Here is a 13,631-nt window from a genome sequence, read left to right on the forward strand (position 1 = left end):
CCCGCAATAACGGAGCACTCGATGGCCAAGCAGGAACGCGCGGTGCGCACCCGGGAAACCCTGATCCGGTGCGCGGCCGAGATCTTCGACCGCGAGGGTTTCACGGTGGCGTCGCTCACCACGATCAGCACACAGGCCGGGGTGAGCAACGGCGCACTGCACTTCCACTTCGCCTCCAAGGCGGCGTTGGCCGACGCCGTCGAGGACGCGGCCCTGGAAAGGCTGCGGGCCATCGGTGACGAGGCCTCCCCACAGGGGGCGGGCTGGTTGCAGCACCTGGTCGACGTGACCCACGGGCTCGCCCGGGGGCTGCGCGAGGACGTGGTGCTGCGGGCCGGTTTCGTCCTGAGCGGGGACACGGCCCGCCCGTCCCTGACCAACCTGCGGCTGCACTGGCAGCGCTGGGTCGAGCAGGCGGTCGCGCGGGCCGACGGCGCGGGCGAACTGCGGGCGGGGGTGGCGCCGGAGAGCGCCGCGGCGACCGTCGTGGCCGCGACGGTGGGTTTCGAGGTGCTGTGCGCCCGCGACGCGCAGTGGATCTCGCCGCAGACGGTCACGGGGTTCTGGCAGTTACTGCTGCCGTCCCTTGCCTCGCCGGAGCTGCTAAACAAGCTCGAAGCCGACGGCAGCAGCCCCATGAAGCAGACCGGTTGGTCTGTTTAGAATCCGATCACTGCCCTGCTCGGCCCGCCCGGAGATCCTCCCGGGCGGGCTCCTGGCGCTGCCCCGGTCCGCGCGTTCCGCGCCGAGCGGGGCTTCGGCGTGCGCGCCACGGAAGTGGATCCGGCCAAGTAGTGGCGCTTTCCCTACGGTTACTGGTGCTCATGGACCTGGGATATGGATCGTGGCCAGCGGAATCGTCCACGCCGGGGCGCGACGGGCGAGGCCGACGAGAAGTGGTCTTGGCTGAAAACCGCCCCACTGGTGTTGACAAACCGACTGTGCTGTTTTTTTATCAGGTAGTCCGGTGTAGCTGCGCACCGGGCCCCGGCGGTCGGAAACGCGTAGGCCGGGAACCGGCCTCCGGGCGAACTTTGGGGGAGAACGTGGACATCGAAGTGCTGGGTGCGCTGTCGGTGCGCGAGAACGGGGTTTCCATCACTCCGACGGCGCCGAAGCCAAGACATGTGCTGGCCCTGCTCGCGCTCCACGCCGACCAGGTGGTCCCCGTGGCCGTACTGATCGAGGAGCTCTGGGGCTCGACCCCGCCGCGCAGCGCGCGCACCACGCTGCAGACCTACATCCTGCAGCTGCGCGAGCTGATCGCCGAGGCGCTCAGCCACGGCGAGAACGAACGGTGCACCGCCAAGGACATCCTGGCCACCCTTCCCGGCGGCTACCGCCTGGAGACGCGGGGCGGCACGGTCGACTACCGGGAGTTCGAGCGCCGGGCCGGAGCCGGCTACCGGGCGATGGACGCCGAGGACTACACGGGGGCGGCGCGCCGCCTGGCGGACGCGCTCTCGCTGTGGACCGGGCCCGCACTGACCGACGTACAGGCCGGCAGCCGGATCGACATGGAGGCCAAGCGGCTGGAGGAGGCCCGGCTGTGCGCGCTGGACCAGCGCATCGAGGCGGACCTGCGGCTGGGGCGCCACCGGGAGCTGCTGTCGGAGCTGACGGTCCTGGTCAACCAGTTCCGGATGCACGAGAGCCTGCACGGCCAGTTCATGCTGGCGCTGCACCGCTCGGGCCGGCGCGGCGAGGCCCTCAACGTCTACCAGCGGCTGCGTACGACGCTCGTGTCGGAGCTGGGCCTGGAGCCGTCCGCGGCGCTCAGCAGGCTGCAGCGCTCCATCCTGATGGCGCACCCGGAGACCGCGGCCCCGGCGGTGGCCGGAGCGGCCGGGGCCGGGGCGGCGACCGCCGCCGCGGCTTCCGGCGGGCGGCTCGTCGCCCGGGTGAACTGACCCGGGACGGCGGCTTGCCGGGGCCGCGCCGCGCGTACTGGAGCAGCGGGCCGGGCGCGGCGGGCGGCGCATGGCCGGCGGCCTGCTGGCGCCGGAGCTGCGCCGCGCCTACTGGGGCAGGCGGGCCTGGGCCGGGCCGGCGGCCTGCCGGCGCACACCCTTCTGGCACACACCCTTTCTCCTGCTCCGCCGGACGGCGGGCCGGAGGAGGGGTGTTCTGCTGTTCCGGGCCGGGGCCGCGCCGCGCGTACTGGAGCAGGCGGGCCTGAGGCAGGGCCGGGGCCGGGGCCGGGGCCGGGCTGCGAGCCTGGGGCGCAAGCCCGGGCCGGGGCAAGGCCCCGGCCCGGGGGTTATTGGGCTGCTGCTCGGGGGGTCGTGAGGCGGTCGAAGCGGGTGATCAGTTCTTGCTGTTCGCGGGAGAGGCGTTCCACGTGGCGGCGCAGGCGGACGATCTCCTCGCGCAGCAGGTGCACGCTCGCCTCGTCCTCGTCCTCAGTCGCGTCCGCAGTCGCGTCCGCAGGACCCACGGCGTCCGCGCCGCCGCCGCTGGGGCCGGGGCGGGGCCCTCCGTCCCGGGACCAGTCGTGGTCGTGGGCGGGCGGGAGCCATGCCTTCTGGGCGGCGTCCGGGTCGTGGTGGTGGAGGATCGCCTCCATCCGGCCGCGCAGCACCGGGCCGGGCTCCAGGCCCAGGTCGTGCACCAGCCGGCGGCGTGCGCGGTCGTAGACGCCGAGGGCCTCGGCCTGCCGGCCGCTGCGGTACAGGGCGGTCATCAGCAGCTCGTAGAACCGCTCGCGCAACGGGTGCCGGACGGTCAGTTCCTCGAGCTCGCCGGTGATCTCGCCGAACCGGCCCGCCCGCAGGCAGGCGTCGAAAAGGGTCTCCAGGGCGACGAGCCGGCTCTCCTCCAGCAGCGAGGCCTCGGCCGAGCAGATCGTCCCGCGCTCGCTTCCCTCCAGGGCCGGACCGCGCCACAGCGCCAGCGCCTCGCGCAGTACGTCGGCCGAGCGTCCGGGATCGGTGGCGGCCAGCGCGCTGCCCTCGGCGGTCAGCAGCCGGAAGCGCTGGGCGTCGGTTCCCGAGCGGCCCAGGCGCAGTACGTAGCCCAGCGGGCGGGTCACCAGCCACTCGTGGTGTGCCTCGCCCGAACCGGGCGCGGGGACCGGGAGCAGCCGGCGCAGCCGCGCCACGTGGGCCTGGAGGGCGTTGGCGGCATTGGCGGGCGGGTGCTCGCCCCACAGCTCGTCGACGAGCCGGTCCGCGGAGACGACCTGCCCGGCTTTCACGACGAGCGCGCCCAGCAGGGCGCGCTGTTTGGCGCCCGTCGGCACGATCCGCAGATCGCTGCGCGCGTCATGGATCTGGACCGGACCCAGAATGCGAAACTCCATCTCATCCTCGCACGGGAAATTCGACGAGTCTGCGGCCGGAGATCCGTACTCGGCATTCCCCCCGAATAGCCGCGGGTCTTTCCTCCCGTATCGGACAGTAGCCGCAGTGCGGACGCGGCGGGAGATTCACCAGCGGATTACAGGGCGTTGTGGAAGATTTCTCGAGTCCCGGGTCAGGGGCGACGGGCGGTCAGCTCCGGAAAGCCCACCTGTACGCCGCGTCCGTGCCAGGCCCCGAGCAGCCCCAGCAGGGTCTTGGGATCGGGGAGGCCGGGCACGCCCGCAGGCCCCGTCAGGCAGCCGAGCAGGCCACGGGCGGCGGGGCCGGCGGTGTCCGCGGCCGATGGCTCGGCCGCCGGCTCCGGTGCTGCCGCCACAGGTGGGGGCGTGGTGGCCGTGGTGGCCGTTCGTCCGGCGGGTGCCGCCCGGTGGAGGCGGACCGGCTGCTGCCGGTGTCCGGGGCGGCCGGCGCGCCCCGCCGCCCGTGACGTGGTCGTCTCTTCGGTGCCGCTGTGCAACTCGCCGCCTCCTGCCACCGGGACGCCGCGCGATCGGGCGGCCGTCACGAAGCGGCGAGGCTAACAGCGCCGCTGCCCGGCCGAAAAGCATTTCCGCCCGTCCATCGCCGGTGCGTTTGGTTTCGTCAGCGCTTTGTCAGCGGTTTGTCAGTGACTTGTCGGCGCGGTTTCGGAGCCGTTCTTGGAAAGCCGCTCAAGACGTGGTCGAGTTTCAGAGGGGGGCGGATCGGCGGAAGATATGGTGCCACTCGTCTGCGGTCGACGGCGATGACATAAAAGGCCGGAAGGCGACAGTATCGGAAGCACTCGGGTACCGGCTCGGAATCGACGGCGGCCGGCAAGGCGCGGAGGGAATTATGAAGATAAATGTCCTGGGTCCGTTGAATGCCGAAGTCAATGGGATATCGATCGTCCCGACCGCCGGCAAGCCCCGCCAGATCCTGGCGCTGCTCGCCCTGTACCCCGGCCGGGTCGTCCCCGTGCCCACGCTGATGGAGGAGATCTGGGGCACCGACCTGCCGCAGAGCGCACTGACCACCCTGCAGACGTACATCCTCCAGCTGCGCCGCCGCCTGGGCACCGCGATGGGCCCGGACACGCCCGGCTCGGCCAAGGACGTGCTCGTCACCCGCTACGGGGGCTACCTGCTGCAGATCCCCACCGAGGCGGTCGACGTGCACACCTACGAGCGCCTCGTGGCCGAGGGCCAGCAGGCCTTCGAGGACGGCGAGGACGGGCACGCGGCCAAGTGCCTGCGTGAGGCCCTCGACCTGTGGGAGGGGCCCGCGCTCGTCGACGTGCGCGTCGGCCCGATCCTCGACATCGAGGTGATGCGCCTGGAGGAGAGCCGGCTCGTCGCGCGCGAGCGCCGGATCGACGCCGACCTGCGGCTGGGCCGACACGTCGAACTCATCGCGGAGCTCACCGATGTGATCGCCCGTCACCCCCAGCACGAGGGGCTGCACTCGCAGGCGATGGTCGCGCTCTACCGCTCCGGCCGGCAGGCCTCGGCGCTCGACGTCTACCGGCGGCTGCGCCAGCGGCTGATCGAGGACCTCGGTGTGGAGCCCTCGCCCCAGCTCCAGCGGCTGCACCAGGCGATGCTCGCCGTCGACCCGCGCCTGGACGTGATCTCCGGGCCTCGGCGCACCTCGACCTTCGACCTCTACGCGGCCTAGGGGGTGTCCGGTGCCCGGCCCGCCTGGCACCGGACACCCCCTAGTCCAGCGGTGCTCGAGGCGGGCGGGTGAGGCTCGGGCCCCGACCACCGCGCGCCGCGGCCACCGCGGCGCGCGCACGGCTTCCCAGGAGGAGAGCGGCGGATGACTTCCCCGGCGGAGCTCGACGAGACGGTACGAGAAGCGGTACGGGGGGCGGGCGCCGGGGTGGCGGTGGAGCCGGCGGACCGCCGGGTCAGGCTCCACTGCCTCGCCCACGCGGGCGCGGGCGCTTCCAGCTACCGCCGCTGGCCCGCCGCGGTCGGGCAGGCCGTCGACGTGGTGGCCCTGCCGCTGCCCGGCCGGGAGAACCGGCGCCGCGAGCGGCGGGTCACCGACCGGGTCGGCCTCCTCGACGACCTCCTCGCGCCCCTGCTGGAGGCGGCCGAGGCGGGCCCGTACGCGCTGTACGGCCACAGCCTGGGCGCGCTCGTCGTCTACACGCTCACCCGGGCCCTGGCGGACGTCGGTGCGCCGCCGCCGCTGTTCCTCGCGGTGGGCGCGTGCCTGCCGCCGCACGCCACCACCGCGCTGGTCGGCGCGGCCGACCTGCCCGACGAGGAGCTGCTGCCGCTCCTGGGCGACCTGGGCTCGCTGCCCCAGGGCCCGGCCGCGAGCCCCGGGGGGCTGTGGCGGCGCAGCGTCCTGCCGGTGCTCCGCGACGATCTGCGGCTGGCCAAGGCCCTGCGCGAGGCGGCGTTGGACCCTGTCACCGGCGGGCCCGTCGACGTCCCCCTGCTGGCCTTCGCGGGCAGCGAGGACCCGATGGCCGTGCCCGCGGCGCTGCGCGAATGGCGGCAGTGGACGACGGGGCGGATCGAGGCGCGGACGGTCACCGGGGACCATTTCTTCGCGGGCGACGAGGCCCTGCCGCGCCTGATCGGCGAGGCCTGCCGGGAGCGCGTCCTCGGCGACCCGGCGTAGCCCCCCTGTCCGGTCGGATCCGGACTCCCGCACACAGCCGTCCCGGGTGCCCCGGGGCGGCTCTTCGGCGTTCCGGGGGGAGGGGGAGGCGCCCGTACCCGCGGCGCGTCCTGCCGTCGGGCAGCCGGTTCGAGGCGCGGTCCGGCGGGGCTCCGGTTGTGTGCGAGCCGTCCACGAGCCGTTCCGGACAGGCTCGTGGACACGGCCATCGAGCGGAGGACCGTCGGCAATGACTGCCGGTGCCGGTGCGAGCGACACCGGTACGGGCGCATCGTGCCGGCCGCGGGTCGGACACCCGGCCGGCACGGCGGCGCCGCTTCGAATGATGAAGGGTGTGGAAGATGTCGGATGCGCGAGTGCACCACACGGTCCACGAGGCAATCTCGGCGGCTCCGGCCGGAGTGCTGTACGGGCTGATCGCCGACGCCACGCAGTGGCCGCTGTTCTTCCAGCCCTGCGTCCACGTCGAGCAGTTGGACTTCGACGGGACGCGGGAGCGGCTGCGCATGTGGGCCACCGCGAACGGCAAGGTGAAGTCCTGGGTCACCAGCCGGCGCCTGGACGTCGAGCGGATGCGCGTGGAGTTCTCCCAGGACGTGCCCGCCGCGCCGACGGACTCGATGAGCGGCGTCTGGACGGTGGAGTCGCTGGGCGACCGCTCCAAGGTCACCCTGGAGCACTCGTTCACGGTGCCCGGTGACGACCCCGCGGAGGTGGCCTGGGTGAAGAAGGCCATCCGCGCCAACAGCCGCGCCCAGCTGAAGCAGCTGGCCGCCCCGTGGGCGAACCTGGGCGAGCTCGTCCTGTCCTTCGAGGACACGGTGCGCATCAAGGCCCCCGCCGAGCTGGTCTTCGACTTCCTCTACCGGGCCGCGGACTGGCCGGGCGCGCTCCCCCACGTCCGGGAGCTGGAGCTGACGGAGGAGCAGCCGGGCGTCCAGGTGATGTCCATGGGCAGCATCTCCATCGACGGCAGCACGCACAGCACCGAGTCGGTGCGCATCTGCTTCCCGGGCGCGGGCCGGATCGTCTACAAGCAGACGCAGACCTCCCCGCTGCTGGCCGCGCACACCGGCGAATGGTCGGTCGAGCCCGACGAGTCGGGTGTGAACGTCACCGCCCGGCACAACGTGCTGCTGCGCGAGGAGAGCATCGAGCAGGTGCTGGGCGCGGGCACCGACCCGGCGGCCGCCGGGCGGCACGTGCGCGACGCCCTCGGCCAGGCCGGGCTCTCCGTCCTGCGGTACGCCGCGCAGCACGCCGCGGCCGCGGTCCGGGTCCTGTGACCACGATCGTCACCGAGGCCGCCGGCGCGGCCCCGGACGCGGACCTCCGCGTTCCCCCTGCCGGTCCGCCCGCCCCCGGGGTGGCGGTCCCCGCCGCCTCCCCGGCGGCCCCCACTGCCCCCGTACGGGACACCCGCGCACCCGTACGGGACACCATTGAGCTCGAGCGCGCCGCCCGGCTGGAGGCGCTGCTCGGCGATCCCTACGATCCGCTCAACCCGCACGGGCACCTGGCGCTGCTGCGCGCCGACGAGGCCCGCGAGGTGCCCGAGGCCACCGAGGCGCTGCTCGTGGAGGCCGGGCTGGCCGCCGAGTTCGTACCGCGGGAGCTGGGCGGGCGGCTGACGGACCTGGAGGAGCTGGCGCGGGTGCTGCGGCCGGTGTTCCGCCGGGATCTCGCGCTCGGTTTCGGCTTCGGCATCACCTCGCTGTTCGCCGCGTCCACGGTGTGGACCGCGGGCGACGGGCGCCAGCGCGGGGAGATGGCCCGTGTGCTGCTGGGCGGCGGCCGGGTCACGATCGTGCACCGCGAGCTGGCGCACGCCAACACCGTGCTGCGCGACGAGTTCACGGCCCGGCCGGCTCCCGGCGGCGGGTTCGTGGTCGACGGGCGCAAGGCGGTCGTCATCAACGCCGACCGTGCCGACACGTTCATCATGTACGCGCGCACGGCCGAGGACGGTCCGGGGAGCCACTCCGTGCTGATGCTCGGCCCCGGGGAGCCCGCCTCCGGCGAGGTGCGCCGGCTGGCCCGGGTGGAGCTGCCCGGTATGCGCGGCGCCCGGTTCGCCGGGCTCGAACTCGCCGGTGTGGCGCTGCCGGAGGGCGCGGTCGTCGGCGCGCGGGGCGACGGGGTGTCGCTGGCGCTGCGCAGTTTCCAGATCAGCCACTGCCTGGTGCCCGGCACGGTGCTCGCGGGCGTGGACAGCGTGCTGCGCCAGGCGGTGCGCGCGGCCACCGAGGGCCGCCCCGACGGGCAGCCGGCCCGCCGCTGGCGCAAGGTGCTCGCCGGGGTCTTCGCGGACCTGCTGGCCTGCGACAGCATGGCCGTGACGGGGCTGCGCGCGCTGAGCCTGCTGCCCGAGGACGCGTACCTGCTGGCGGCGGCGGTCAAGTACACGATGCCGGACATGCTGCGGGAGAACCTGGAGGAGCTGGCCACCGTGCTCGGCGCCCGGGGTTACGACCGCGGTCCGGTGTACGGCGGTTTCCAGAAGCTCGTACGGGACCTGCCGGTGGCGGGGCTCGGGCACGCGGGGACGGCCGTCTGCCAGGCGGTGCTGGTGCCGCAGCTGCCGGTGCTGGCGCGGTCGGCGTGGTTCCGCACCGCGGAGCCGCCGGCGGAGCTGTTCCGTCCCGGCGCGCCGCTGCCGGCGTTCGACCACCGCAGGCTGGCGCACTCGGGCCGGGACGACCTGCTGACGGCCACGCTGATCGGCGTCGCCGGGCGGCTCGGCGCGGCGGCGGGCACGGCGCGGGGCCCGGGCGGGGGTCCGCGGGAGGTGCTCGCGGCCCTGGCGGAGACCTTCGTCGGGGAGCTGCGGGTGCTGCGCTCCCGGTGCGCGGCGCTGGACGACTCGGTGGGTACGGCCTTCAATCCGCAGGCCTGCGCGCTGGCCGACCGCTACGCGCTGGTGATGGCGGCGGCGGCCGTCCTGGGCGTCTGGGAGGGGCAGGCCGGGACGGGCTCCTGGCTGGAGGACCCGGCCTGGGCCGTGCTGGCCCTCAGCCGTATCGGCCGCAGGCTCGGCGCGGCGGTGCCGGATCTGCCCGACGGGGTCGTCGAGTCGGTGCTGGAGGAGGTGCTGGGCCGCTGCCGCGAGGGGCTCAGCCTGGATCTGTACGGGACGCGGCTCGCGGGCTGAGCCGCGCGGCCGGGGCCCCGTACGGGAGGTGCCGCGGCCGGACACCCCCTAGGGAGTGTCGTCAAAGTGGCGTCGGCCGCCTGTAGGGCGGTGCTGTCGGGGTCTGGTGCGTGCGATCGCAAGGCGGAGGAGGGAGTCGATGCGGAGCATTGGCGACCGACGACAACGCGGCGAGCGTGCGTGCCAGACCCCGACAGCCAGACGCGACTTTGACGACACGACCTAGGGCGGCGGGTGCGGCGCCGCCCGGCTTCATCGCCGCCCGTCCCCGGTGGGGCGGGCGGCTCTGACTACACGCAGGGAGACGACGATGGACGAGGTGAGATGCGCCGCGCCCATTCACGTGCCGCGGCCGGCCGGTCCGTGGCACGGGGTGCGGGAGAACCTGGCGGAACTGGGCAACGCGGTGGTGCACACGACCTGGAGCGAGTGGCTGCCCAGCGTGCTCACCTCGCCGCGGCTGCGGGAGCTGCTCGGCCCGGACTGGGACCGCTACCGGCGCACCCCCGACGCCACCGTGCGCTACCGCTTCGCGGCGGCCCGGCTGCTGATCAAGTACACGGCCGCGGCGGCGCTGGGGACCACGCCCGAGGACCTGGACCTGGCCTACCGGCTCGGCGGGCGGCCGTACCTGCGCGGCTTCGACCAGGTCGACCTGAGCTTGTCGCACACCGGGGACCTGATGGCGGTGGGGCTCAGCCGCACCGGCCGGATCGGGGTGGACGTGGAGCCGGCCGACCGCACGGTGCGGCTGGAGCTGCTGGAGACGCAGATCCTGACGCCCGCCGAGGCGCAGGAGATCGCCGGGCTGCCCGAGGAGGAGCGGATCGGGCACGCGCTGCGGCTGTGGACGCTGAAGGAGGCGTACAGCAAGGCGCTCGGGCAGGGACTGCGGCTCGGCTTCCGGGAGTTCGGCTTCAGCAAGGGGGGCCGGCTGCTCGCCCCGGACGGCAGCGCCGCCACCCGCGGCGAGTGGGGCTTCGCCACCCATTCGGTCATGGGCCGCTACCTGCTCAGCGTGGCCTGCCACGACGCGGGGCTCAGCTCGTCCGGCGACACCTGCGCGGGGACCATGCTCGACCGCGGGTTCCTGTCGGCGATGAGCCGGACGGGAGAGTGAGCGCGCCCTGCGGCCGAACGCGGTGACGGGGGCGGCCCGCCGGGGATCCGGCTGCGGTCCGGCCGTCCTCCACCGGATCTCCACCCGCGTCAGCCCCGTATCAGCGCCATGACAGCGGGGTGCTCCACGGTGGGCCCGGGAGCAGCGCGCCTTCGGACCGCCGGAGCGGGCGCGGCTCCCCGGGTTTCCGGCTGCCCCGGGCCCGTACGGGAGCACGTGGAGCCGGAGGAGGGCGTGCCATGGCGAGGCCGAGCCGCCCACGCCCGGTGCACGGACGCGGGGGCCGCAGGGCCGCCGCCCGGCGCTCCGCGGTGCCCGCCCGTCCGGCGGAGCCGTCCGTACCGGTGAGCCGGATCCCGTCCGGCCCGCTGCTGGAAGCCCTTGCCGGGCGGGGCGGCGGCCGCCATGTCGAGCAGCTTTCGTGGCGCTGGCGCGGGCCGCTGGACACCGGCCGGTTCACCGCCGCCTGGCAGTCCGTCGTCGACCGCGAGACGGTGCTGCGGGCGGCCGTCCACCGGGAGCCGGAGCCGCGGGTGGTGCTGCACGAGCATGCCGCCGCCGAGGTCGTACGGCATCCGGCGGGCACCGTCGACTGGGACGAACTCCTGGAACGGGACCGGCTGCGCGGCTTCGACCTGCGCAGTCCCGGTCCGCTGCGCGTCACCCTCGTCGACGACCCCGCGGAGGGGACCGGGCCGGGTGCGCTGCCGGGGCCGGCGGCGGGTGCGACGCGCGTGCTGGTCACCTTCCACCACGGACTGCTCGACGCCTGGAGCGTGTTCGTGCTCCTGGACGAGTTCTACCGGGCCTATCTGGCGGGCGGCACGCTGTCCGGCGGCGAGCGGCGCCCCGACATCCGTGACTGGGCCGGCTGGCTGGACGGCCAGGACACCGGCCCGGCGCGGGAGTTCTGGTCCCGGGCCGTGCCCGAGGGGGAGCCCGCGGTGCTGCCCGCGCTGCCGGGACCCGACACCCTGGAGAGCGGATGCGGCCGCGCCGAGGCGCGGCTGAGCGCGGCCGAGGCGGACCGGCTGCACCGCTGGGCCGCCGCCCAGGCCGTGCCCGACTCCAGCGCGCTGCAGGCCGTCTGGGCGCTGCTGCTGTACCGGGCCGCGGAGGTGAGCGGGCCCGCGCTGGTGGGCTTCGGGGTCACCGTCTCGGGGCGGGGCATCGCGCTGGACGCCGTCGAGCGGCTGCCGGGGCCGATGCGCAACTGCCTGCCGATGGCCGTGCGGGTCGACCCCGGGCACCCGCTGGGCCGGCTGCTGACCACGCTGCGCGACCGGGCGCTGGACATGGCCCCGTACGAATGGGTGACGGCCGGGCAGATCCACGAGTGGACCGGCCGCGCCACGGACGGCCGGCTGCTGGAGAGCCTGGTCGCGGTCGAGAGCACGCCGCGCGCACCGGCGGAGCTGAAGGCTCAGCTGGCCGCCGACGGCATCCGGGTCGATCCGCTGCGCGCGAGCGGCGCGCACACGGTCTTCCCCGTCGCGCTGCTGGCGCACGGCGGCAGCGACGGCACGCTCACGCTGGCCGCCGTCCACGACCGCGCCCGGATCTCCGCCGCCGACGCCCGCCGCCTGGTCGGGCACTGCGCCCGGCTGCTGCGCGCGCTGCCGGCCACCGGCGAGGCGACGACCGTGGCGCAGGTGCTGGCCCTGCTGGCCGGCGAAGAGCCGCCGCGGATCGCCGCCCGGCGGCGGCCCCCGGCCGGGGGCGGGGGCGGGGACGGGCTCAGCCGCCCCGCGACCGGCGGACGACCTGTCGTCGAGCGGATCACGAGCGAGTCTTGACACCGTGGGGCGACCGACCGTGAAGGAGGCGCCCGTGTACCGCATCAGTGAAGAGATCCAGGAGGTCGAGATGATCGTGTTCGGGATGGTCCCGGTGCGGGTCGCGCCCCCGCTGTGGCTGGCCGGAGCGGACGAGGACGAGGCGGAGTTCACCATCGTCCGCGGCATCGACTAGCCGTGCCGTACGAGACCTCGGCCACCTCCCTCGCCGGCCGCCGCTGGGAACTGCCCCCGCTGCCCGCGCTGCCCGCGCTGTCCCCGCTGTCCCCGCCGCGGCCCGTCGGCGCCTCCCCGGCCCGCACGCGCGCCGCGCGCCTGCGCCGGGCGGTGTGGCTGGCCGTGTGCGGGCCGGGCGGCCCTGCCGGTGCCCGCACGGGCCGGCGTAGGGACAGCCGTACGGACAGCCGTACGGGCCGCAGTGCCGGCCGGGCCACGGCCCCGGCGGCCGCCCGCACCTCGCCCCAAGGCTCCACGCTCCAGCGGAAGAAGGATCCACACACGATGTCGCTGTCCGAACAGGGTTCCGCCGCCCCGACGGTGTCGGCCGGGGCCGAGACGTTCCTGAACGACCCCCGGCACGTCGGCGCGCTCACCACCGTCCGGCCCGACGGGACGCTGCACGTGGCGCCCGTACGGTTCACCTGGGACGGGAGGGCCGGCCTCGTACGGGTCATGACGGTCGCCTCCTCGCGCAAGGCGCGGAACCTGCTGGCCGGCCCGGGCGGCCGGGTGGCGCTGTGCCAGGTCGACGGGTTCACCTGGGTGACCCTGGAGGGCCGGGGCACGGTCGTGACGGACCCGGCGCGGATCGCGGACGGCGCGCGGCGCTACGCCAAGCGGTACTGGTCGGCGCCGCCGGACCCGCCGGGCCGGGTGGTCATCGAGATCGAGGTCGACCGGGTGCTCAGCCTCAACGCCTGACGCGCCCGCGGGTACGTACGCGCGGCGGCGCCGGGGGGTTTCCCCGGCGCCGCCGCGCGTTGCCTTCGGTTCCTCGGTGCCTTCGGTGCCTCAGGCGGCCGGCGGCGGGTTGCCGTCGGCCCACAGGAGCCGGAAGGACAGCAGGTTCAGCCGCCAGCCCTGCGGGGTGCGCCGGGCCTCGCCGTCGACGTAGGTGCCGGTGGCGAAGAGCGGGGGGAGCTCGCCCTGGGGGCGCGCGTGCCGCTCGTGGTGCACGTGCGTGGAGAGCAGGTTGGCGCGCAGCGTGGCCCGGGCACCGTCGAGGACGACCACGGCCGGGGAGCCGAGGTGCTGGGTGCGGGCGAAGGCGGCGAGGGCAGCGCGGTGGTATTCGGCCATCTCCTCGATGCCCTCGTGCCGGCTCATCGGGAACGCGACCACCGCGTCCGGGGTGAACAGGCGCGCAGCCCAGGCGTCGTCCAGCTTCTCGTTCTCGATGTTGTCGAGCGACACGAGGTAGTGGCCGAGCAGGTCCGCGACAAGGGCGCGCGATTCCGCGGCGGACTCGGTGGGGGCAACACCTTGGGATTCGGTGGTGGATTCGTCCAGGATTCGGGTGGAGTTCATGCCTGATAATGCCGTCGCGGATACCTCCCCCGGCAAGTCCGCTTGTCAAAGATCTGACGTACCCGACGGTTTTCTGT

At 74.7% G+C, this 13,631-nt stretch carries 13 protein-coding genes; 10 read left to right on the forward strand and 3 right to left on the reverse strand.

Annotation, left to right across the window (positions count from 1 at the left end; translation table 11 throughout):
- Nucleotides 1-21: 21 nt before the first annotated feature.
- Nucleotides 22-663, forward strand: coding sequence for a ScbR family autoregulator-binding transcription factor (locus OG447_RS31460; RefSeq protein ID WP_266941002.1), 642 nt, complete (start codon nt 22-24; stop codon nt 661-663).
- A 383-nt stretch (nt 664-1,046) separates the two neighbouring features.
- The gene (locus OG447_RS31465; protein ID WP_266941004.1) at nt 1,047-1,910 is read left to right on the forward strand and encodes an AfsR/SARP family transcriptional regulator; all 864 of its coding nucleotides are present in this window, start codon (nt 1,047-1,049) and stop codon (nt 1,908-1,910) included.
- A 350-nt stretch (nt 1,911-2,260) separates the two neighbouring features.
- Here the strand turns inward: OG447_RS31465 and OG447_RS31470 are convergent, their stop codons facing one another.
- Nucleotides 2,261-3,301 carry an AfsR/SARP family transcriptional regulator gene (locus tag OG447_RS31470; RefSeq protein WP_266941005.1) on the reverse strand — a complete coding sequence of 347 codons (1,041 nt, stop codon included), beginning with the start codon at nt 3,299-3,301 and terminating at the stop codon, nt 2,261-2,263.
- Nucleotides 3,302-3,474: 173 nt separating this feature from the next.
- The gene (locus OG447_RS31475; protein ID WP_266941007.1) at nt 3,475-3,867 is read right to left on the reverse strand and encodes a hypothetical protein; all 393 of its coding nucleotides are present in this window, start codon (nt 3,865-3,867) and stop codon (nt 3,475-3,477) included.
- Between the two features lie 308 nt (nt 3,868-4,175).
- Between OG447_RS31475 and OG447_RS31480 the strand changes: the two genes are divergently transcribed.
- The 8 genes from OG447_RS31480 to OG447_RS31515 all read left to right on the forward strand — a co-directional run bounded on the left by OG447_RS31480 (nt 4,176) and on the right by OG447_RS31515 (nt 12,948).
- Nucleotides 4,176-4,997, forward strand: coding sequence for an AfsR/SARP family transcriptional regulator (locus OG447_RS31480; protein ID WP_266941008.1), 822 nt, complete (start codon nt 4,176-4,178; stop codon nt 4,995-4,997).
- A gap of 144 nt (nt 4,998-5,141) precedes the next feature.
- Entirely contained in the window at nt 5,142-5,960 is an 819-nt protein-coding gene (locus OG447_RS31485) for a thioesterase II family protein (protein WP_266941010.1), read from the forward strand.
- Nucleotides 5,961-6,301: 341 nt separating this feature from the next.
- Nucleotides 6,302-7,246 carry an aromatase/cyclase gene (locus tag OG447_RS31490; RefSeq protein WP_266941011.1) on the forward strand — a complete coding sequence of 315 codons (945 nt, stop codon included), beginning with the start codon at nt 6,302-6,304 and terminating at the stop codon, nt 7,244-7,246.
- A complete protein-coding gene (locus OG447_RS31495; RefSeq protein WP_266941012.1) occupies nt 7,243-9,111 on the forward strand; it encodes an acyl-CoA dehydrogenase in 1,869 nt (622 codons plus the stop codon). Before OG447_RS31490 ends, OG447_RS31495 begins: the two co-directional genes overlap by 4 nt.
- A 310-nt stretch (nt 9,112-9,421) precedes the next feature.
- Entirely contained in the window at nt 9,422-10,231 is an 810-nt protein-coding gene (locus tag OG447_RS31500; protein WP_266941014.1) for a 4'-phosphopantetheinyl transferase superfamily protein, read from the forward strand.
- 239 nt (nt 10,232-10,470) lie between these two features.
- Nucleotides 10,471-12,027 carry a condensation domain-containing protein gene (locus OG447_RS31505; protein WP_266941016.1) on the forward strand — a complete coding sequence of 519 codons (1,557 nt, stop codon included), beginning with the start codon at nt 10,471-10,473 and terminating at the stop codon, nt 12,025-12,027.
- A gap of 34 nt (nt 12,028-12,061) precedes the next feature.
- Nucleotides 12,062-12,202, forward strand: coding sequence for a hypothetical protein (locus OG447_RS31510; RefSeq protein ID WP_266941018.1), 141 nt, complete (start codon nt 12,062-12,064; stop codon nt 12,200-12,202).
- 326 nt (nt 12,203-12,528) lie between these two features.
- The gene (locus tag OG447_RS31515; RefSeq protein WP_266941108.1) at nt 12,529-12,948 is read left to right on the forward strand and encodes a pyridoxamine 5'-phosphate oxidase family protein; all 420 of its coding nucleotides are present in this window, start codon (nt 12,529-12,531) and stop codon (nt 12,946-12,948) included.
- A gap of 90 nt (nt 12,949-13,038) precedes the next feature.
- On the opposite strand, the gene OG447_RS31520 is transcribed toward OG447_RS31515, so the two are convergent.
- Nucleotides 13,039-13,554, reverse strand: coding sequence for a nuclear transport factor 2 family protein (locus OG447_RS31520; protein WP_266941020.1), 516 nt, complete (start codon nt 13,552-13,554; stop codon nt 13,039-13,041).
- Nucleotides 13,555-13,631: the final 77 nt, after the last annotated feature.

This window comes from Streptomyces sp. NBC_01408, from assembly GCF_026340255.1.
Taxonomy (GTDB): domain Bacteria; phylum Actinomycetota; class Actinomycetes; order Streptomycetales; family Streptomycetaceae; genus Streptomyces.

Excerpts from the sequence above, each read along its gene's own strand:
- OG447_RS31485 (WP_266941010.1), top strand. The coding sequence starts at position 5,142 with ATGACTTCCCCGGCGGAGCTCGACGAGACGGTACGAGAAGCGGTACGG.
- OG447_RS31515 (WP_266941108.1), top strand. The coding sequence starts at position 12,529 with ATGTCGCTGTCCGAACAGGGTTCCGCCGCCCCGACGGTGTCGGCCGGG.
- OG447_RS31480 (WP_266941008.1), top strand. The coding sequence starts at position 4,176 with ATGAAGATAAATGTCCTGGGTCCGTTGAATGCCGAAGTCAATGGGATA.
- OG447_RS31505 (WP_266941016.1), top strand. The coding sequence starts at position 10,471 with ATGGCGAGGCCGAGCCGCCCACGCCCGGTGCACGGACGCGGGGGCCGC.
- OG447_RS31470 (WP_266941005.1), bottom strand. The coding sequence starts at position 3,301 with ATGGAGTTTCGCATTCTGGGTCCGGTCCAGATCCATGACGCGCGCAGC.
- OG447_RS31460 (WP_266941002.1), top strand. The coding sequence starts at position 22 with ATGGCCAAGCAGGAACGCGCGGTGCGCACCCGGGAAACCCTGATCCGG.
- OG447_RS31520 (WP_266941020.1), bottom strand. The coding sequence starts at position 13,554 with ATGAACTCCACCCGAATCCTGGACGAATCCACCACCGAATCCCAAGGT.
- OG447_RS31490 (WP_266941011.1), top strand. The coding sequence starts at position 6,302 with ATGTCGGATGCGCGAGTGCACCACACGGTCCACGAGGCAATCTCGGCG.
- OG447_RS31500 (WP_266941014.1), top strand. The coding sequence starts at position 9,422 with ATGGACGAGGTGAGATGCGCCGCGCCCATTCACGTGCCGCGGCCGGCC.